Source organism: Bradyrhizobium sp. ISRA430, from assembly GCF_029909975.1.
Classification (GTDB): Bacteria; Pseudomonadota; Alphaproteobacteria; order Rhizobiales; family Xanthobacteraceae; genus Bradyrhizobium.
Genome location: NZ_CP094516.1, coordinates 3392493 through 3412689 on the forward strand (window position 1 = coordinate 3392493; position 20197 = coordinate 3412689).

Annotated in this window: 19 protein-coding genes; 11 read left to right on the top strand and 8 right to left on the bottom strand. The window is 64.7% G+C overall.

Annotated features, from left to right (window positions below):
• Positions 1–7: 7 nt before the first annotated feature.
• Together MTX21_RS16260 and MTX21_RS16265 are read right to left on the bottom strand one after the other, a co-directional pair.
• A complete protein-coding gene (locus MTX21_RS16260; protein WP_280965786.1) occupies positions 8–1867 on the bottom strand; it encodes a TRAP transporter large permease subunit in 1860 nt (619 codons plus the stop codon).
• 7 nt (positions 1868–1874) lie between these two features.
• Positions 1875–2906, bottom strand: a complete 1032-nt coding sequence (locus MTX21_RS16265) for a TRAP transporter substrate-binding protein (protein ID WP_280965787.1) — start codon at positions 2904–2906, stop codon at positions 1875–1877.
• A gap of 527 nt (positions 2907–3433) precedes the next feature.
• Between MTX21_RS16265 and MTX21_RS16270 the strand changes: the two genes are divergently transcribed.
• Entirely contained in the window at positions 3434–5131 is a 1698-nt protein-coding gene (locus MTX21_RS16270; RefSeq protein WP_280965788.1) for a SulP family inorganic anion transporter, read from the top strand.
• On the opposite strand, the gene MTX21_RS16275 is transcribed toward MTX21_RS16270, so the two are convergent.
• The 3 genes from MTX21_RS16275 to MTX21_RS16285 all read right to left on the bottom strand — a co-directional run bounded on the left by MTX21_RS16275 (position 5110) and on the right by MTX21_RS16285 (position 8472).
• Positions 5110–5484: a hypothetical protein gene (locus tag MTX21_RS16275; protein ID WP_280965789.1), complete on the bottom strand. Its 375-nt coding sequence runs from the start codon at positions 5482–5484 to the stop codon at positions 5110–5112. The genes MTX21_RS16270 and MTX21_RS16275 overlap by 22 nt on opposite strands.
• A 121-nt stretch (positions 5485–5605) precedes the next feature.
• A complete protein-coding gene (locus tag MTX21_RS16280) occupies positions 5606–6922 on the bottom strand; it encodes a Spy/CpxP family protein refolding chaperone (protein WP_280965790.1) in 1317 nt (438 codons plus the stop codon).
• Positions 6923–7047: 125 nt separating this feature from the next.
• Complete coding sequence (locus MTX21_RS16285; protein WP_280965791.1) at positions 7048–8472, bottom strand: FAD-linked oxidase C-terminal domain-containing protein; 1425 nt, start codon at positions 8470–8472, stop codon at positions 7048–7050.
• A 95-nt stretch (positions 8473–8567) separates the two neighbouring features.
• Here MTX21_RS16285 and MTX21_RS16290 point away from each other — a divergent pair, with 95 nt between their 5' ends.
• Positions 8568–9074, top strand: coding sequence for a thioesterase family protein (locus MTX21_RS16290; RefSeq protein WP_280965792.1), 507 nt, complete (start codon positions 8568–8570; stop codon positions 9072–9074).
• Positions 9075–9206: 132 nt separating this feature from the next.
• Here MTX21_RS16290 and MTX21_RS16295 read toward each other — a convergent pair whose 3' ends face one another.
• Positions 9207–9380 (bottom strand): DUF1328 domain-containing protein, encoded by a 174-nt coding sequence (locus MTX21_RS16295; RefSeq protein ID WP_280965793.1) that lies wholly within the window; start codon positions 9378–9380, stop codon positions 9207–9209.
• 236 nt (positions 9381–9616) lie between these two features.
• Between MTX21_RS16295 and MTX21_RS16300 the strand changes: the two genes are divergently transcribed.
• Positions 9617–12199 carry a UvrD-helicase domain-containing protein gene (locus tag MTX21_RS16300; protein WP_280965794.1) on the top strand — a complete coding sequence of 861 codons (2583 nt, stop codon included), beginning with the start codon at positions 9617–9619 and terminating at the stop codon, positions 12197–12199.
• A gap of 13 nt (positions 12200–12212) precedes the next feature.
• Here MTX21_RS16300 and MTX21_RS16305 read toward each other — a convergent pair whose 3' ends face one another.
• The gene (locus MTX21_RS16305) at positions 12213–13301 is read right to left on the bottom strand and encodes a hypothetical protein (RefSeq protein ID WP_280965795.1); all 1089 of its coding nucleotides are present in this window, start codon (positions 13299–13301) and stop codon (positions 12213–12215) included.
• Positions 13302–13437: 136 nt separating this feature from the next.
• On the opposite strand from MTX21_RS16305, the gene MTX21_RS16310 reads away from it, so the two are divergent.
• The 8 genes from MTX21_RS16310 to MTX21_RS16345 all read left to right on the top strand — a co-directional run bounded on the left by MTX21_RS16310 (position 13438) and on the right by MTX21_RS16345 (position 19354).
• A complete protein-coding gene (locus MTX21_RS16310) occupies positions 13438–13728 on the top strand; it encodes a type II toxin-antitoxin system HicB family antitoxin (protein WP_280965796.1) in 291 nt (96 codons plus the stop codon).
• An 88-nt stretch (positions 13729–13816) separates the two neighbouring features.
• Positions 13817–14233, top strand: coding sequence for a hypothetical protein (locus tag MTX21_RS16315; RefSeq protein ID WP_280965797.1), 417 nt, complete (start codon positions 13817–13819; stop codon positions 14231–14233).
• A complete protein-coding gene (locus MTX21_RS16320) occupies positions 14233–14907 on the top strand; it encodes an OmpA family protein (RefSeq protein ID WP_280965798.1) in 675 nt (224 codons plus the stop codon). Before MTX21_RS16315 ends, MTX21_RS16320 begins: the two co-directional genes overlap by 1 nt.
• 169 nt (positions 14908–15076) lie before the next feature.
• Complete coding sequence (locus MTX21_RS16325; protein WP_280965799.1) at positions 15077–15595, top strand: Mpo1-like protein; 519 nt, start codon at positions 15077–15079, stop codon at positions 15593–15595.
• A 30-nt stretch (positions 15596–15625) separates the two neighbouring features.
• A complete protein-coding gene (locus MTX21_RS16330; RefSeq protein WP_280965800.1) occupies positions 15626–16657 on the top strand; it encodes an NAD-dependent epimerase/dehydratase family protein in 1032 nt (343 codons plus the stop codon).
• Positions 16658–16687: 30 nt separating this feature from the next.
• Positions 16688–17314 (top strand): isoprenylcysteine carboxylmethyltransferase family protein, encoded by a 627-nt coding sequence (locus tag MTX21_RS16335; RefSeq protein WP_280965801.1) that lies wholly within the window; start codon positions 16688–16690, stop codon positions 17312–17314.
• 330 nt (positions 17315–17644) lie between these two features.
• Positions 17645–17854 (top strand): hypothetical protein, encoded by a 210-nt coding sequence (locus MTX21_RS16340; protein ID WP_280965802.1) that lies wholly within the window; start codon positions 17645–17647, stop codon positions 17852–17854.
• Positions 17855–18052: 198 nt separating this feature from the next.
• Positions 18053–19354, top strand: coding sequence for a sorbosone dehydrogenase family protein (locus MTX21_RS16345; protein WP_280965803.1), 1302 nt, complete (start codon positions 18053–18055; stop codon positions 19352–19354).
• A gap of 3 nt (positions 19355–19357) precedes the next feature.
• On the opposite strand, the gene MTX21_RS16350 is transcribed toward MTX21_RS16345, so the two are convergent.
• The gene (locus tag MTX21_RS16350) at positions 19358–20182 is read right to left on the bottom strand and encodes an aspartate dehydrogenase (protein WP_280965804.1); all 825 of its coding nucleotides are present in this window, start codon (positions 20180–20182) and stop codon (positions 19358–19360) included.
• Positions 20183–20197: the final 15 nt, after the last annotated feature.

The window sequence follows — 20197 nt, forward strand, 5'->3', positions numbered from 1 at the left end:
CGCTCCTTCAGTAGCCGAACGCGCGCGGCAGCGCCGTGCTGAGCCATGGCACGAACGCGATCACCAGCAGGCAGAGCATCAAAAGCCCAAGATATCCCAAGATCGGCTTCACCGTCTGTTCGATCGGCACGTTCCCGATCAGGCAGGCGCCGTAGAGGCCAAGCCCCAGCGGCGGCGCGAACAGGCCGATACCCATGGCGATCACCAGCACGACGCCGAAATGCAGGGGATCGATGCCGAGCTGCACCGCGACCGGCAGCAGCAGCGGGCCGAAGATGATGAGCGCAGCGGCGCCTTCCAGTACCGAGCCCATCACGATCAGCACCGCGATCGCCAGCAGGATGAACAGCCACACCCCGCTGGTCTTGGACAAGCCAAGCATGAAATCGCCAACGGCATGCGGCACCTGCTGCAGGGTCAGCGTGAAGGCGAGCGATTGCGCGGCGGCGACGATGAACAGCACCAGGCCCGCGCGCGTCGCCGCCTGGACGAAACTGTGCCCGGCCGATTTCAGGCTGAGCTCGCGGAACACCAGACTGCCGACGACGAGGGCATAGGCCACCGCGAAAGCCGAGATCTCGGTGGCGGTGGCAAAGCCGCTCTTGAAGCCGAAGAAGATCATGAAGATCAGTCCGAACGAAGCGACCGCGCCGGTCCAGACGCCGGATACCGGCATCTGAGGCTCGGCCTCCTCGGCTGCGGCCGGCCGCTTGCCGAAGATGACGGAGACGACGATCAGCACCAGCGCCATCAGCGCCGACGGCAACAGGCCGGCGACGAACAGGCCACCGATCGACAGGTTCGCGACGAAGCCCAGGATGATCAGGTTGATGCAGGGCGGAATGGTCTCGGCCATGACCGCGGACGCCGCGAGCAGCGCCACTGCACCGCCGGGATTCTGCCTCGAGCGGCGCGCCGCCGGGATCAGCACCGATCCCACCGCGGCGACGTCGGCCATCTTCGAGCCCGAGATGCCCGAGAACAACACCATCGAGGCCACCATCACGACGTTCAGCCCGCCGCGCATGCGCCCCACCGCGCGCTGCAGCAGCTCGATCAGCCGCACCGACATGCCGTTGGCTTCCATGAGATAGCCGACGAGGATGAAGAACGGGATCGCCAGCAGCACGAAATTGTCGATGCCGCGCGCCATCTGCTGGGCGAAGATGACCCCGGGCAGCGCGCCCTCCACCCAGATGAAAATCAGCGCGGCGAGCGCCAGCGCGAAGCCGATCGGCAGACCGGCGAACAGCGTCACGAAAAATCCGATCAGCATCAGCGTGCCCGCTGACGGCACCGACGACGGCGACAGATAATCCCAGGCGAAATAGAGGGCGGTCACCAAGACGACCGCGATCAGGCCCCTCCCGATATCGGGGAGCGGCCGCGCGCAGAGAAGATCGATCGCGAACACCGTCATGAACAGCGCGCCGACGCCCATCGGATAGAACGTCAGCTCCAGCGGCAGGCCGGAGCCGGTGGTCTGGCCCGCCGTCAGCGAGCCCAGCTTGATCGCGTTATAGGCAACGTAGCCGGAGATCAGCACGATGAGCAGCGCGCTCGCGGCATCGACCAGGGTGCGCAGCCGCAACGGCAGCATGTCGCGGAAGAAGGACACGCCGACATTCTCGCCGCGCGCCAGCGCGCTCGCCGCGCCGAAGAAGGCCGATCCGACCATCAACCCGCGCGCGACGTCGTCAGACCATTCGACCGGCGCATTGAAGAAGAAACGCAGCAGCACGGAGCCGCAGACCACGACGAGATCGGCCGCCAGGAAGATGGCCGCGATCGCATCGCTCACGCGAAGAAGTAAGCTGATGCTCCTGTGGCGGCCGCCCGAGAGGGACAGGGACGCAGCGCCTGTCATCGCTGCCTCAGGCCTGGGTCGCGCGGATCATGTCGATGACCGGCTTGGCCTCGGGCCGCGCCTTGATGAAATTCTCAGTCTGCGGCATGACGCGCTTCCTAAACGCCTCACGATCGCATTCGGCCACCGCCACGCCCTTGTCGGTGAGCGCTGCCAGCGCTTCCTTCTCCACCGCAAGCCCGTGCGCGCGCGTATCGGCTGCGGCCTTCCTGGCGGCGTCGAGAAAACCCTCACGCAGCTTCGAATTCATGCGATTGAAGGTCATGTCACTGAAATAGATCGCGAGCGGCGAGAAGTTGTGCTGCGTCAGCGCATAGAACTTCGCCGTTTCGAAGAACTTGCTGGCGAGGATGGTCGGCGGATCGTGCTCGAGCCCGTCCAGCACGCCAGCCTGCAACGCCGTGTAGATCTCGCCGAACGCCAGCGGCGTTGCGGCCGCGCCCATCAGGCGCAGACATTCGGTGATGACGGGATTGGGCAGCGTCCTGATCTTCAGGCCAGCGAGGTCCTCGGGCGTCTTGACCGGCTTCTTCGCCAGCACGCTGCGCGAGCCGAAATTATAGGCCCAGGCAATGATCCGGATGTTGCCGCCCTTGAGCAGCGCGTCTTCGATTGGCTTGGCCGCGCCAGCATCGAACGCCTTGGTCTGCTGCGGGAAGCTGTTGAAGAGGTAGCCGAGATCGAAGGTGCCGACGAGCGGCACCAGATTGGCCGAGATCGACGAGCCCGACACCATGAGGTCGATGACGCCGAGCTTCACCGAATTGATGACGTCGATTTCCTGACCGAGCTGGTTGTCGGGGAAGAACGAAACGTCGATCTGCTCGCCGAGCCCGTTCGCCTTCAGGTTCTTGACTAGGTTGTCATAGTAGACGCGGCCATTGGCAAATTTGGGATCGTTCGGCAGCGAGGAAGAGCATTTCAGCTTCATCGTCGCGGCTTCGGCGCGGCCGATGATCGCGGGAGAGAGCACGAGGCCGGCGGTCAGCGCCGTCGACGATTTGATGAACGCGCGACGGCTCACAGGCACGATTGTCATGGTAGCTGTCTCTCCCAAGTCGTTTTTTGTTCGCGCCCTCGATCGTTGTCGCGGCGTGTTGCCTGGACTGTATGGCCAAAGCGACGGCGCAGGCAAGGGTAGCGCCTGTTGTCGCGGAGCGGCGCGACCTGCACATCATTGGATCGGATGTGCGATGAAACGACTATGGTTTGCCGGATTCTCGACGACGATCCGGCTGCGCCTGACGTTCGAAGCATCGCGCCCGCACATCAATCCAATTGATGCATGGATCAATGCGCAATTCACATGGATGGCGTGCGGACGATGCTTGAGCCCGGCAGGTCCCCTGCCCCATTTTGTCGCGCCGCCTTGATGCGTGACCCAGCGCACAGACCGGGACGTGGCGGCGGCGACTGACCTCCGCTCCCGATCGAATGAATGTCCGCAGGCCCGTGGCGCCTCGCGGACATTCCTGTTGATGGAGCAGAGTCTCTCTGCCGCCTTGCGATCCGGAAATGCTGTAGTCTGATCGTCCGGCCCAAGCATTTTCCGGGGACTGCACGTCGATGCCGCACGACGCTCTCACGAAGACATCATGGCCGCTGTTCGGCTCGCTCGCCTCCTATTCCTTGCCGCGCGATCTGATGGCGGGGCTGACGCTCGCCGCCATTGCCATCCCCGAGCAGATGGCCACCGCGCGGCTCGGCGGCTTTGAGCCGCAGATCGGCTTCTTCGCCTTCATGGCGGGTTCGCTCGGTTTCGCCCTGCTTGGCGGCAACCGCTTCCTGTCTTGCGGCGCGGACTCCACGATCACGCCGATCTTTGCCGGCGGGCTCGCGGCCCTCGCCGCCACCGGCTCGCCGGAATACCAGGGGCTCGCCATCGCCCTGGCGCTGATGGTCGGCGCGATGCTGCTCGCGGGCGGCGCCTTCCGCCTCGGCGGCATCGCCAATCTGCTGTCGGTGCCGGTGATGGTCGGTTTTCTCGCCGGCATCTCCGTCCACATCATCGTCTCGCAGCTCCCGGGCGTGCTCGGCGTCGAGACCCCGAGCGGACCGACTCTCGATCGCATCGGCGTGCTGGCCGGCGAGCTCGGCCGGACCAATCCCTACACGCTTTGCATCGGCTTCGGTGTGCTGGCCGTGGTCTTCGCCTCCGAGAAAGTGAGCACGAAGATTCCCGGCGCCCTGATCGGCCTCGCCGGCGCGACGCTGGCCGTGATCGGGCTCGGCCTCGAGAGCAAAGGCGTCAATGTCGTCGGCACAGTGCCGGGCACGCTGCCGCGGCCGACCTTGCCCGAGCTCGCGCCGGAGCTGTGGGTACGCCTGGTGCCGCTTGCCTTTGTCATCACCGTTGTGGTGATGGTGCAGACTGCGGCCACGACGCGATCATTCCCGTCCGATCCCGACAAGCCCGCCGATGTCGATCGCGATTTTCTCGGCGCGGGGGCCGGCAGCGTACTGGCAGGCCTCCTCAGTGCGTTTCCGGTCAATGCCAGCCCGCCACGGACGGGGATCGTCGCGGAGACCGGCGGGCAATCGCAGCTCGCCGGCCTTGCCGCGGCGGCAATCGTGCTGGCGCTGCTCGCCTTTGGCACCGGGTTGTTGCGGCACGTGCCCGACGCAGCGCTCGGCGGCATCCTGTTGTTCGTCGCGCTGCGGATCATCCGCGCGAAGCAGATCGTCACGATCTATCGGCAGTCCTTCAGCGAGTTCCTGCTGATCGTTGCCACCGCCGCGCTGATCATCGTGCTGCCGATCCAGCAGGGCGCGTCTCTCGGCATCGTGCTGTCGCTGTTGCACGGCATCTGGAGCACGACCCGCGCGAGGCTCGTCGAGTTCGAGCGCGTGCCGGGCACCACGATCTGGTGGCCGGCCCATCCGCACATCACCGGCGAACGCATTGCCGGGGTCGCAGTGATCGGGCTGCAGGCGCCGCTGTCGTTCCTGAACGCGCCCGGCTTCCGCAACGACGTGACGAAGGTCCTCAGCACCTCGGCGCCGCGGCTCCTGGTGCTGGAGGCGAGCGGCATGGTCGAGATCGATTTCACCGCCGCTCAGATCCTGCTCGACGTCTTCAAGCTGTGTCACGAGCAGAACGTCACGGTCGCGCTGGCGCGGCTCGAGTCGGTGCGCGCACAGGATGCCTTCGAACGCTTCAAGCTGTTCGAGGCGTTGCCGAAGGAGCACGTGTTCCACAGTGTGGACGAGGCCGTCCGCAAGCTGGCCCAGACAGGCTCGCGTCAGTCCGACAGCACAGGATAGTCGCGCTGCACGGCCTCCCGGATCCAGCCCGCCTGGATCGCGCGCGACAGGATCCGCGCGGTCTTGGCGTCGTTGGCCTTCATGCAGAGAGCGACGATGCGACTGACCGCATCGTCGCGCATCAGATCGTCGGAAATCTTCATCGCGATCTCCATGGCGGCACGCGCCGCCCGTTCATAGCGTTCGCCTTCACCCTTGTCGGCGCGCATCCCGGAGCCTCCGAGCGCCTCTGCGCTCGCGGTCGCAGCCAGGCAGATGGCGCGGATCCGCTCGGCGGCCGCGATATCGCCGATCGGCCCCTCGATCGCTTCGTCCCAGACGTCCTCCGGCTTCTTCCTTGCGAACCACTTCATCACCCCGCCACCCGTGGTCTTCCTGCCACCGCATTGTCGTGCTTCTGCGCCACCCAGCATAGAGAAGCGCAGTAAGATCGGCGAGGCGGTTTTTTCCGCCACGCCATGTTGCTCAACGCGCTCAGGACGTCCGGCGTGGCCCGATCGCCTCGAACTGCGCCTTCTGCTCGTCGTTCAACGTGGCATAGAAATCCTCGAGCGCAGCGCGCACCGATTTGACGCCATCCAGCATCAGATCGAGCCGCTTGTGGACCGCGGCCATGCGCGCCGGCGGCGTCATCACGTCGCTCGGCTGGCACGCCGCCTTGAGCGCATCATTGACCCTGGCACTGGTATCCTGAAGCACTTGCAGAGCGGCACGCTGGGTCTCACTGGGATGGAGCCGCGCGTCGATCTCCGCGCCTGGCCAATCGAGCCCGACAGGCGCACCGCAATTCTGCACCAGCGACGCATCGGCGTTGCTGGAAGCGACTGCGCGGCGCTGGTCCTCGGCCAACGCATTGAAACGGGCCTTTTGCTCGTCGGTGAGCGAACCATAGAATTTGTCGAGCGCGGGTTGCACCAGCTCGACGGCCTTCACCATCGCATCGACACGCTGCTGCATCGCCGCCAAACGACCGGGCGCCGTGGCCGCGACTTGCGTTGGGCATGACACGCGGATGATTGCTGCCGCCTGGATCGAGGCATTGCCGAGGTCGTCGAGATTCGCGCCCTGTGCATCCGTCGGCTGCACCGCCGCTGCGATCTGATCGATCGGCAGGCCGGTGATCTCGCGACGGTCGCTGCCGCAAAGCTGATCGAGCGGAATGCTCCTGGCCCGTCGCCGTCCGGAGGGACGTTGCGGCAGGTAGGTCGCAAGACCGTCATAGCCATAGGGGCCGAAGATGCCGGCATAGATGTCCGGATAGCCGTAGCCCCAGAAGCCCAGACCGTCGCCCCAGATGGTGTAGTCGTAGAGATCGTTGTAGGCGAAGGGCCAGAACAGCGGTCCGACCCAGCCATAGAAGCCGCCGGGGTGCTGCCACCATCCGTTGCCCGCACCGTGCCAGCCGACCAGCGCGGCCGCGGCCGCAATCTGGGCTCGCGCCGCCGGATTGCCGATCAGGCGGCCGTTCCGAAATGCGCCGGCGTGCAGCTTCAGCGCGCGAAGGTTGGCGGGACGCACGGCGGCACCGCGGATCTGGCCGAAATTCGGACCGCCATGCCGCGCGACGGCTCCGAACCTTCCCCCGCCGTGATGCCAGCCGCCGACATGCGCATGGCCGAAGCCATGACCGCCGAAGTGCCCGCCACCATGATGACCACCGCCATGACCACCGCCGTGACCGCCGCCATGACCACCACCGTGACCACCGCCATGGCCGCCTTTTGCCACTGCCGCGCCTGCCAGCATGCAAGCCAGTGCCACCGCAGCAATTCCAACGACTGGTCGCAACATCTTACGCTCCCGCAGATCCGCACCAGTGAGGCACCGGAACGTGTCGGGATTTGGAACCGGCCGGCCGATCGAAGGTTCCCGTGCCGGCCGCGTCGCGCGGCCGATCGCAGCGCAACAGGCCGGTGCTAGGCCTCCGGCACGATCTTGCCGGGGTTGAAGATATTCTGCGGATCGAGCGCCTTCTTCAGCGCCCGCATCGCATCCAGCGCCTCCGGACCAAGTTCGGCCTTGAGGTACTTCTGCTTGCCTTGGCCGATGCCGTGCTCGCCGGTGCAGGTGCCGTCCATCGCCTGCGCGCGCTCGACCAGGCGATGCATGAACTCCTCGCCGCGCGCCATCTCGTCGGGATCGTTGACGTCGCAGACCAGCGAGCAATGGAAATTGCCGTCACCGACATGGCCGACGATGGGCGATAGGAGGTTAAGCCGCTTGAGGTCGTCCTCGGTCTCGCTGACGCAGTCGGCAAGGCGCGAGATCGGCACGCAGACGTCGGTCGCGACCACGCCGACGCTATCGCCCGTCCGCAGCGCCTTCACTGACCAGTAGGCATCGTGCCGCGCCTGCCACAGCTTGGTGCGATCCTCGGGCTTGGTGGTCCAGGAGAAGTCGCCGCCGCCGCATTCCTTCGCGATCTCGCCGAAGGCCTTGGACTGCTCGGCGACCTCGATCTCGCTGCCATGGAATTCCATGAGCAGCAGCGGCGTCTCCGGCAGCGTCAGCTTCGAATAGGCGTTGCAGGCCTTCACCTGCGCCGCATTGAGAAGCTCGATGCGGGCCACGGGAATGCCGGTCTGGATCGCCAGGATCACCGCCTGGCAGGCGCCATGCACGGTTTCGAACGAGACCGCGCCGGCCGCGATCATCTCGGGAATGCCGCGCAGGCGGATGGTCAACTCCGAGATGATGCCGAGCGTGCCTTCGGCACCGACGAAGAGATGCGTCAGGTCATAGCCGGCCGAGGACTTCTTCGCGCGCGTGCCGGTCGTGATGATCTCGCCATCGCCGCGCACGACTTTCAGCGCCAGCACGCTTTCGCGCATGGTGCCGTAGCGCACCGCATTGGTGCCGGAAGCGCGCGTCGAGGCCATGCCGCCGAGGGAGGCATCGGCGCCGGGATCGATCGGGAAGAACAGGCCCTGATCGCGCAGATGCTCGTTGAGCGCCTTGCGGGTGACGCCGGGCTGGATCACGCAATCGAGGTCCTCGGCATGCACCGCGAGCACCTTGTTCATGTCGCGCAGGTCGACGCAGATGCCGCCCGCCGGCGCATTGACCTGGCCTTCGAGCGAGGTGCCGGTGCCGAAGGCGATGACCGGCACGCGATTTTTGGCGCAGATCCGCACCACGTCCTGGATGTCGGCGGTCTCCTGCGCCATCACGACGCCGTCCGGCGGCTGGTTGGCGATCCATGTCGTGGTGTGGCCGTGCTGCTCGCGTACGGCTTGCGAGGTGACGAGCCGGTTGCCGAAGCGTGCGGCAAGCTGCTCAAGCGCGCTCGCAAGGGCTTTCGGCTCCGGCCGCGGCGGATTATTGGTGATGGTCGTACCCACGGACATTCCTCCCGACAGAAGAAACCGTGGCAAAGGACATATGACCGGTCAAGTCAAGGGACCGGACGCATGGCAGGAAGAAATTGGAAGGAAACATGCCGGAGAGTGCCGCCGCAGCGCCGAACGCCGAACCGTTCCGCGCCTCGATCATGCAGATCGAGCCGCAATGGATCGACTATAACGGCCATCTTAACATGGCCTATTACAACGTGATGTTCGACCGGGCGATCGACCAGATGTGGCTGAAGCTCGGGATCGGGCCGACCTACACGAAGGAGCGCAACGGCTCGACCTTCACCGCCGAATGCCATGTGAGGTACTTGCGCGAGATCCATCTCGGCGATCCCGTGCAGGTTTCGGTCTGGCTCTTGGAAGCCGACGACAAGCGGCTGCACACATTCGAGGAGCTCCGGCACGCGACCGAGGGCTGGCTGTCGGCGACCTCCGAGAACATGTCGCTCCACATCGACATGGGCTCGCGAAAAGTAGCACCATTCCCGCCTGACATCCGTGAGCGCATCGAAGCCGTCGTCAGGGCCCACAGCGCCATAGAGCGCCCCGAGGGCATCGGCCGGAACGTGGCGATGCCCTCGAAGCGGTGAGTGAGCCGGCCCGCTGCATCTCCTCATCCTGAGGAGCCTGCGAAGCGGGCGTCTCGAAGGATGTGGGCCACAGGCGGGGGCCTCACGGTTCGAGACGCGCTTCGCGCTCCTCACCATGAGGGGCCCGTGGCGCTAGACCCTGGTGCGGCCGCGGGCCAATCCGACGACGGCCGAGACCAGGAACAGCACGACCGCGATGAAGAAGATGACCTTGGCGATCTCGATCGAGGCGCCAGCGATTCCGCCGAAGCCCAGAATACCGGCGATCAGCGCGATAATCAGAAACGTCACAACCCAGCCAAGCATGGTCCAAACCTCTGTCTGTCTGCAATCGACGCGGCTGACCACCGCGCCTTACCTGTCCAGACAATCTCGACCGCGAAATGATGGTTCCGGCCCACCCAGGGTCGAAATTCGAAGCCCCCGCAGGAACAAATCTCGCTCCTGCGTACGTGGAAAACCTCTCCCCACCGCCCCATATAGGCGGTAATCCCTGTTATGAAGGCTCCCTTCCGTCACCCCGCGGTGCCATCGTGGGGCCAATGATTCGCATGACCGAGCCGAGCAAGATCACGTCCCACAGCGTTCCCGACCACCAGCCCGCGGCCGGCGGCATTGCCGCACGCGCGCGGGCTTCGGTGGGGCCAAAGTACCTCTCAGGTCTCAATCCCGAGCAGCGCGAGGCGGTGGAGACGCTGGACGGCCCGGTGCTGGTGCTGGCCGGCGCGGGCACCGGCAAGACACGGGTTCTGACCACGCGTATCGCCCACATCCTGAGCCAGGGCCGCGCGCGCCCGGGCGAGATCCTGTCGGTGACCTTCACCAACAAGGCCGCCCGCGAGATGAAGCACCGGCTCGGCCAGATGCTCGGCCATGCCGTCGAAGGCATGCCGTGGCTCGGCACCTTCCATTCGATCGGCGGCCGCATCCTGCGCACCCACGCCGAGCTGGCGCAGCTCAAGTCGAACTTCACCGTGCTCGACGTCGACGACCAGGTGCGGCTCTTGAAGCAGCTCCTGCAAGCCGAGAACATCGACGACAAGCGCTGGCCGGCGCGCATGCTGGCCGGCCTGATCGACGGCTGGAAGAACCGCGGCCTGATGCCGTCGCAGGTGCCGAGCGGCGAAGCCGCGATGTTCGCCAACGGCAAGGGCGGCAAGCTCTATGCGAGCTACCAGGAGCGGCTGAAGATTTTGAACGCGGCCGATTTCGGCGATCTTCTGCTGGAGAACATCCGCATCTTCCGCGAGCACCCGGATATCCTCCGCCAGTACCAGCAGCGCTTCAAATTCATCCTGGTCGACGAATATCAGGACACCAACGTCGCGCAGTATCTGTGGCTGCGGCTATTGTCGCAGGCGTCTTCATCTTTCACCTCTCCCCGCTTGCGGGGTGAGGTCGATTTGCGAAGCAAATCGGGTGAGGGGGACTCTCCGCAGACTGAGCTCTTGGAGACTCCCCCTCACCCCAACCCTCTCCCCGCAAGCGGGGAGAGGGAGAAGCCCCCCACCAAAAACATCTGCTGCGTCGGCGACGACGACCAATCGATCTATGGCTGGCGCGGCGCCGAGGTCGACAACATCTTGCGCTTCGAGCACGACTTTCCCGGCGCCAAGGTCATCCGCCTCGAGCGCAACTACCGCTCGACCGGCCACATCCTCGCCGCCGCCTCGCATCTGATCGCACACAATGAGGGCCGGCTCGGCAAGACGCTGCGCACCGAGGATCAGGACGGCGAGAAGGTCACGGTCACGGGCTCGTGGGATTCGGAAGAGGAAGCGCGCGGCATCGGCGAGGAGATCGAGCAGCTCCAGCGCATCGGCGAGAGGCTTAACGAGATCGCGATCCTCGTGCGCGCCTCCTACCAGATGCGCGAGTTCGAAGACCGCTTCGTCACGCTCGGCCTGCCCTATCGTGTGATCGGCGGCCCGCGCTTCTACGAGCGGGCCGAAATCCGTGACGCGCTGGCTTATTTGCGCGTGATCAACTCGCCCGCCGACGACCTCGCCTTCGAGCGCATCGTCAACACGCCCAAGCGCGGGCTCGGCGATGCCACGGTGCAGATGCTGCACGATCATGCCCGCAAGCGCCGCATTCCGCTGTTCGAGGCGGCGCGCGCCGTGGTCGAGACCGACGAGCTGAAGCCGAAGGCGCGTGGCTCCCTGCGCGACCTCGTCACCCAGTTCGACCGCTGGCGCGCCCAGCGCGAGGTCACCGCGCACACCGATCTCGCCCAGATCGTGCTCGACGAGAGCGGTTACACCGAGATGTGGCAGAAGGACCGCTCGGCGGACGCCGCGGGCCGGCTGGAGAACCTGAAAGAGCTGGTGCGCTCGATGGAGGAGTTCGAGAACCTGCAAGGGTTCCTCGAGCACATCGCGCTGGTGATGGACCGCGACGGCGAGGCCGAGGAGGACGCGGTATCGCTGATGACGCTGCATTCGGCCAAGGGGCTCGAATTCGACAACGTGTTCCTGCCCGGCTGGGAGGAAGGCCTGTTCCCGAGCCAGCGCACGCTGGACGAGCAGGGCCGCGCGGGCCTCGAGGAAGAGCGCCGCCTCGGCCATGTCGGCCTGACCCGCGCAAGGCGTCGTGCAAAGATCTATTTTGCGACCAACCGCCGGATCCATGGCACCTGGTCGACCACGATCCCGTCGCGCTTCCTCGACGAATTGCCGGCAGCAAACGTCGAGATCACGGAATCCAAGGGCGGTTCGGCCTGGGGCGGCACCGGCGGCTATGGCGCCTCGCGCTTCGACGACATGGAGGCGTTCGGCTCCAGCTACTCGACGCCGGGCTGGCAGCGCGCCCAGGCCAACCGCAACCGGGGCCAGGGCGGCCGAGGCGGCGGCGGGCGCGGCGGCTTCGAGGAAGAGACCTCGTCGTTTTCGTCCTCGCCCGACTTCGGCAGCTTCTCCTCCCGCCGCCGCGGACCCCTGACGATCGAGGGCGAACTGGTCGCCAAATCCACCGGCACGACCTCGGAATTCTCGCTCTCCGACCGCGTCTTCCACCAGAAATTCGGCTACGGCCACGTCACCAAGATCGACGGCAACAAGCTCACCATCGCCTTCGACAAGGCCGGCGAGAAGAAGGTCGTCGACAGCTTTGTGCAGCGGGCGTGATGTGCCTTGTACGCTAAGTATATGTTTCTTCGGATTGAACGATCAGCCCTTTCGCGATCGCGCCGTTCAGCAGCGAAGAAATACCGCCAGCATCTTGCGCCGCGAAGATGAGTAGCCGTTGCTCTGCCCTACTGATACCCAAATAGAGTTCCGAAAGTATTCTACGCACCATATATCCTGCGTTGGGAGCGTCAGGCACAAGGTCCTTGTTCGCGTCGACTAAGACTACCGTATCAAACTGCAACCCGGCCACGTACTCGGGTGTGCTCAAAAGAATCTTCCGGCCTGAGTATCGGACGCGCTCTGTATCGTCCCTTGATGCAATTACAAAAACATCCGCCTCGTATTGGCTCGCGGCCGCTTTATAGGGCGCATTGATTCGAGCGACTCGGCGCGCTAACGCCGCTCCCCATCGAAGCTCCTCCGGCTTAATGGCAACATCCTCGATCTTGCATTGAGTAATGTGCCTGAGCATGATGAAAAGACCGTAGCTCTCAAAGCCCTCTACACCTGAGCTGAAGAACACATCCCCTGGCAGACTCGATACTTTGCTCTGAATATCACGCGCTAGATCCGCGAAATCAGCAGCGGGAGCTTTTCCGCGATGTACGGCGTGGCACCTGTTTAACAACGGGAGGTCTGGGGTCTCTGCTTGTAAGAGTTGGTCAATAGAGAGGAAGTCCTCTATTGTGGAACAAAAGTCGCGAAGCTGCCCAGGATCAGTCAGGCCGATCTCTTGAGCCAACTGCCCGGGGGCGGTCCGCTTAATCCAAGCCAGGCCGGCCTCCTCCGATATTGGTTTTCGGCTCGGATTGAAGCGCAGAATAGTCTTGTTCAAACGATCGACGGCCTTGATACGGAGCCTATCTAGCAGTGGCACAAACCTTTCAGGTCGCCAGAAAGACCAAACGTAGTCCTCAAAAGTGAGGGCCGGCAGGTAGGAAAGCAGTCCCTTGGTCTTGTTTTGCGCTAGATCGCAGTCTGCGGTAATTACAACGCCAAACGTTCGCCAAGGTCGCTGGTAGGCGCGATCCACCCAAACAAAAACATCCCCCTGTCGAAGGGGCGCATCATCTTGAGCCAAAGAGCAATCAAATTCCATAGTCTGTAAATACCGATTACCCCGCTCGTGTTAGTAGACGGGTCAACTAGAATTCCGCTTTAGTTGATTCGATTGAACTGAAACAGGTCTTGGCCGGTCAAGTAGCCTTAGGTCTAGGAGTAGGATTGCGGCGACTATGGCGCACTACATTGCCATCATTGAGGATGCCGGCCCGGACCATCCCGTTGGCGTATGGTTTCCGGACCTGCCCGGCTGCATTTCCGGCGGCGACGACATCGACGAGGCCTTGCACAATGCGCCTGAAGCGCTCGAGCTCTACGCACGGGATCTGATTGAGGATGGCCACCAGCTTCCCCCGCCTAGAACGCTGACCGAGCTCAAGGCCGATCCGGAGGTTGCCGACGACCTCAGGAACTACATGGTCGCTCTGATCGAATTGCCGGCCCGTGCTCAAGCTGCGGAGTGAGGACTGTTCGCCGCACCGTCGGGCTGTCGACAGTTCTGACCCGATCAGCCCTTGACCATCGCGAACTTCCCCGTATCAGATGCTAACCATGGTCCGGGGCTCCATCACACTCATCGTGCTGGCATTAGGGATGCCGTCGCTTGCCGCGGCGGAGACCATGAGCTTTGGCGATTCGATCGGGATGCTGGCCAAGAGCTGCGGCGCGGAAATCGTCGCCAATTGCCGCGGCGTCAATCCGGACTCGACCCGCCTGAAGGAGTGCCTGTCGCGCAACCGCGACGTGCTGTCGCCGCAGTGCCAGAGCGACTACCTCAAAGCCTTCGATGCCATCCAGAAGCGTGTCGCCGCGCGCGTCACGGTGGCAAACGCCTGCCAGCGCGAGATCGTCAAGGTCTGCGGCGGCTCGACCAAGGAGACCAGCAAGTCCATCCCCTGCCTGGTCTCGACGCCCAAGGGCATCAGCAACAACTGCCTGAAGGCCGTGGACGACGCGGGGTACCGGTGATGCGCGCGAACAGGTTGTGCAACACCGGAATTGGCATCGCGCTCGGCCTGGCCTTGCTCGCAGGTGCCGCCGGCGCGCAGACGGCGCCGACGCGCGACGATATCGTCGGCAAGCTCAACCATTTCGAAGAGGCCGCGGATGTCGATATTCCTGCGCTGAAGCAGCAGGTGATGGAGCGCGCGAAGACGCGCATCAAGAACGATCCGGGTCCCGTGAACCGGCCACTGATCGCGCCCGACCTCGCGAAGCAGCCTGCCTTCAACGCGCAGATCCAGTTCGACGCCGACACGCCGATCATCCAGCCGGAGTCCTACCAGACCGTCGGCCGCATCGCGGACGCGCTGGTTCACGCGTCGCTGCTGCCCTACACGTTCCTGATCGTCGGCCACGTCGAATCCAATCAGAAGACACGGGAAGCGAATGCGATCCTCAGCCAACGCCGCGCCGATGCGATCCGTGACGTCTTGGTGAACACGTTCAAGATCTCGACCAAACGGCTGCAGCCGATCGGGCTCGGCGAGGAGCAGTTTCTCGACCGCGCAAGGCCGACTTCGGCGGTCAACGGGCAATTGCAGATTCTCACCTTCGCCAAGCTGCCTGAGAACGAGCCGGCACGGCCCGCGGCCGCCGCGGCGACGCCTGCGACGAAAAAGCCGGCCAAGAAACACCACTAGAGCGCGTCCCGCTGCCTCACGGAACCCCTTGAAGTCCGGACCGTTTTGAAGCCTGTCCCAAGGCGCGACAGCGCGGTTTTGCGCGACAAAAGCGCCGGTTTGTGCACTGCCCGGTCAGGTGGTATAGGCTCATTTCGTCCTTCCCCGCCCTTATGCGCATGAGACCGAGATGGCTGGCTATTTTCAACGCCAACTGGCCGATTACGTCGAATATCACCGCGATCCCTGGAACTGCGCGATGCACGTGGTCGGCATCCTCCTGCTGTTCACCGGCGCGGTGCTGCCGCTGACGCTCGTGCAGATTCCCGTGTTCGGCGTCGAGGTGAGCCTGGCGGTGATCCTGGCCCTGCCGGTGCTGGTATACTGGCTGATGCTCGATGCCGGGATCGGGCTCGGCATTCTCGCCGCCGCGGTGGTGCTGCTTTCGGTCGCAACCACGATCGGCAATCAGGTCTCAACCGTCATGATGTGGTCGATTTTTGCCGTGCTGATCGTGCTCGGCGTCGGCGCGCAGATCGTCGGCCACAAGGTTTTTGAAGAGCGAAAGCCGTCGATGGCCGATCATCCGACTCATTTCCTGCTTGGACCTATGTTCGTCATGGCAAAATTGTTTATTGCATTGGGCTTTCGTCGCGACCTTGCCGCGATTCTCGCGCCTCTTTCGACCAATTCACTTTCAACCCGATAGCTTCCAGAAGCGGAACAGCAAACCTTCTTCATGGCTCTCGTACTGGTTACCGGTGGCAGCGGTTTCATCGGACAACATCTCGTAGAGGCGCTCCGCGGCCGCGGCCAGCGGGTACGCGTGCTCGATCTCCGGCCGCCGGCCACGGCAAGCTCTGACGTCGACTACGCCCACGGCTCGGTGCTGGATGGCGCCGCGGTCGATGCCGCACTCACGGGTGTCGATCAGGTCTATCATCTGGCCGGCCTGCCCGGGATGTGGGTCGCGAACAAGCAGGACTTCCACGACGTCAATTGCCGCGGCACCGAAGTGGTGCTGGCGGCCGCGCGGAAGCGCGGCGTCTCCCGCTTCCTGCACTGCTCGACCGAATCGATCCTGTTTCCCTATTCGAACCTCAACGGCGTTGCCGCCGAAGAGGCGCTGCAGCCGGCCGATGCAATGCCCGGCGCCTATACACGGTCAAAGTCGCTCGCCGAGCATCACGCCGCCAAGGCCGCGGCCGAAGGCTTCCCGCTTGTCATCGGCACGCCGACCATGCCGATCGGCGCCGCCGACCACAATCTGACGCCGCCGACGGCGATGCTGTGGTACTTCCTCCAGAAGAAGGTGCAGCCGCACCTCAACTTCCTGGTCAACCTCGTCGATGTTCGCGACGTCGCCACGGGCCTCGTGCTGACGATGGAGCGCGGCCGCTGCGGCCAGCGCTACATCCTCGGCGGCGATTGCGTGCGCCTCGGCCAGATCCTGCGCATGATGTCCGCGATGAGCGGCCGCCGGCAGCTTCCGATCGCGGTTCCCGGCAAGCTCGCAGAGGCCTCCGCCACCATGCTCGAATACATCTCCGATCGCATCACGCACCGGCCGCCCAATGGCACCGCCGAGGGCGTGCGCATCGCGCTCGCCGCGAGCGACCTCTCGATCGGCAAGGCGCGCACCGAACTCGGCTATTCGCCGCGCCCGATCGAACCGGTCCTGCGCGAAACCATCACCCATCTGCTCGCACGCGGCGGCCGGCACGCGTCCGGCGCTATCGAACACCACGCGCTCAGCTCGCGCGCGAGCTGAGCGGCCGCCCAACCCAAAGAACCTTTCCGCATGTCCTTTGATTTCAGCAAGCTTCTCTCTGTCGCCTGGGGTGGCTGGACCACGACCTGGCCGACGCAACTGCTGGCCTTGATCTGGCTCGCCTGGCTCGCAAGCTGGGTCGGCGCCTCGTTCTGGCAGGGCCGCACACAGAAGCAGGTGATGACGCTGGAGTCCGGCCGCTATCGTATCCCGATCCTGGTCGGCGGCATCCTGTTTACGCCGTGGACGGCGGAAGTGCTGAACGAGAAGCCGCTGTGGGTGTTCAGCAATACCGGTGTCTACATCACGGCTCTCGTAGTGCTCGCGGGCATCTCCTTCACGTGGTGGGGACGTCTGCACCTCGGCAAGTTCTGGTCGAACACCATCACCCACAAGGAAGATCACCGCGTCATCGACACCGGACCGTATGGCATCGTCCGTCATCCGATCTACACCGGCTTGATCGCCGGCATGCTCGCGACCGGCATCGCGGTCGGCACGGTCACCGCGATTCTCGGCGCGATCCTGATCTCGCTCGGCATGTGGCAGAAGGGACGGATGGAAGAGGTGTTCCTGTCGAAGGAGCTCGGCGAAGACGCCTACGGCGCCTATTGCCGCCGCGTTCCGATGATCATCCCGTTCCTGTCGCCGCGCTGAGGCGGGCGAACTCTTCAGTGCTGTCGCCGCGAGCATAGCGCGCGGCCGCATCCTCCAATGTCGTCCCGGCGAAAGCCAGGACCCATAGTCATCGGTTGTGATGGATGATGGCGGCCATCTCCCGCCCAGACAACACTGACCGGGGTAATGGGTCCTGGCTTTCGTCAGGACGACGCTGGAGAAGCAGCGTGCGCAACGGCTTTGGCGTCGTCGTTGCGAGCATGGATCGCCAACATAACTCCGCATAATCACGGTGCATTTTCCTGCCCGGAACCGCCCCCGCACCACGCCGTTATCGCCCGAACACGCAATTCGACTGAGCGTTGAACCATGTCGGATGCCTACGATTATTTCCGCGCGCACGCGATCGCCGCCGCCCGCAAGGCGCGGAGCTTGCCGCCCGGGCGGACGAAGCAAAAGCAGCGTACGGTCGCGCGCGTCTATCACCTCTTGTCCAAGGAGGCCGCGCTCGGGCCCAACGTCCAGCATCTCGACGATTTCCGCGCGGCGCGGCGCCTGGAGCGGCAGATCGGCCGGTGATCCCCAGCGGCGTCACGCCCGCCCGCCGTGATCTCTCCCATGCAAATTCGATCGGCTGCCATTCCGTCGCGACGGACGCCCGCGAGGCACCCCACAGGTTGACGTTTGGGCCGCCACCACGTTGGATGCGCGCGCAAAGCGCGGGGGCATTGGGCAATCCGGCGTTGGACAGTGCCGCACGTTCGACAGGGGATTTTTATGACCTTTTCCAGCATTTTCGCGCAGTTCGTTGCGCTGGTCGGCGGCATCGCGCTGCAATGGCGACGCCTGTCCGGCTCGGCGCCGACGCCGGCCTGGGGAGAGAAGCCGGCGATCCCCGAAGCCAAGCCGCAAGGCGCGATCCCGACGTTGAAGATGCCGACCGCGCGCGGCTGGCGCGAGGGACACAAGCCGACCGTTGCGCCAGGGCTGAAAGTCAATGCGTTCGCGACAGGCCTCGACCATCCGCGCTGGATCGAGGTGCTGCCCAACGGCGACGTCCTCATTGCCGAGGCGACGCAGATCGCGGGCCCGCCACGCACCGTGTTTCACTATGCCATGCAGGCGACGATGCGGCGCGCCGCGGCGCTCGGCGTCAGTGCCAACCGCATCACGCTGCTGCGCGACAAGGACGGCGATGGCGTCGCCGAGCAGCGCGGCGCCTTCATGGAAAATCTGAGCCAGCCGTTCGGCATGGCGCTGGTCGGCGACACCTTCTATGTCGGCAACACCGACGGCGTGATGGCCTTTCCCTATGTCGCGGGCGCCGACCGCATCACCGTACCGGGCAAGCGGCTCGCCACATTCAAGCCGAGCGGGCACTGGACACGGAGCCTGCTCGCGAGCCCCGACGGCAAGAAGCTCTATGCCGGCGTAGGCTCGCTCAGCAATATCGCCGAACTCGGCATGGACGTCGAGGAAGGCCGCGCCGCGGTCTACGAGCTCGATCTCGTCGCCGGCACGCATCGCATCTTCGCCAGCGGCCTGCGCAATCCGGTCGGCCTTGCCTGGGAGCCAACAACGTCCATGCTCTGGACCGTCGTCAACGAGCGCGACGGCCTCGGCGACGAGACGCCGCCGGACTATCTCACCTCGGTCCGCGACGGCGGCTTCTACGGCTGGCCCTATTGCTACTGGGGCAAGACGGTGGACGATCGCGTGCCGCAGGATCCGGCGCTGGTCGCCAAGGCGATCACGCCGGACTATGCGCTCGGCGGCCACACCGCGTCGCTCGGCCTGTGCTGGATGCCGGCCGGCACGCTGCCGGGCTTCCCGGACGGCATGGTGATCGGCCAGCACGGCTCGTGGAATCGCAGCACGCTGTCCGGCTACAAGGTCGTGTTCATCCCGTTCGAGAACGGCCGCCCGTCCGGCCCGGCGCGCGACATCCTCTCAGGCTTCCTGTCGCCGGACGAGAAGGAATCTTATGGCCGCCCGGTCGGCGTGGCGATCGGGCCCGACAAGTCGCTGCTGATGGCCGACGACGTCGGCAACGTGATCTGGCGCGTCACCGGCGCGTAAGCCTCACGTCCCGACGCAGAGCGTGGCGCGCTGCTTGCGGAGCAACGCGATCACGGACAGCGCCGTAATCAGCCCCGTCTTGGGATTCTCGGACGGGATGTTCTCGATGGACATCGCGAAGCGCGCGGAATCGGACTCGACCTCGATGCGATGAACGTTGCGCGTCACGGTCGGGTCGGCCCAGATCTGCACCAAGGTGCGGTCGGGCCCGACGCCTGCGAACGACAGCGCGACCGCGACATTGAGGTTGGCCGGAAAGCCCTTGGCCGCCTCGCGTGCCGTGCCCTCGAACAGTTTGAGCGGCTCCCGCAGATTGTCGATGTCGATGCCGTTCTCGACGATGAACGGCGCGCCCTTCAGACCGTCGATCGGCTTGCGGGTGACCATCTTCACCGAATGAATGGTGCCGATAGCGGCGGCATTGACAGCGTCGAGCCCGATCAGCGCGCCCGTGGGCACCATGATGCGCCCGCCATTGGCGCGCGCGAGATCGATGAGGTCGGCATTGTCGAGCAGCGCGCCGACGCTGACGACGACCGCGGCCTTGCCGCGCTTCACCGCGGGCTCGACGATGGCCCGCAGATTCCGACTCGGTGCACACTCGACCACGATGTCGGCGGCATCGCCAAGCTCTTCGATCGGCACGACCCGCGGCGGGCGGCGCAGACCTTTCAGGAAAGCCTGATGCTTGGCGGGATCGCGCACCGCGACGGCCGACAGCGTCAGCCCCTCGATGCCCTGATCGAGCGCAGTCGCGATCTTGCTGCCAATCGAGCCTAGTCCCGCGATCGCAATCCGCAAATCGTTCGAAGCTCTCTGTTCGGTCATCGCGTCCTGCCCTTT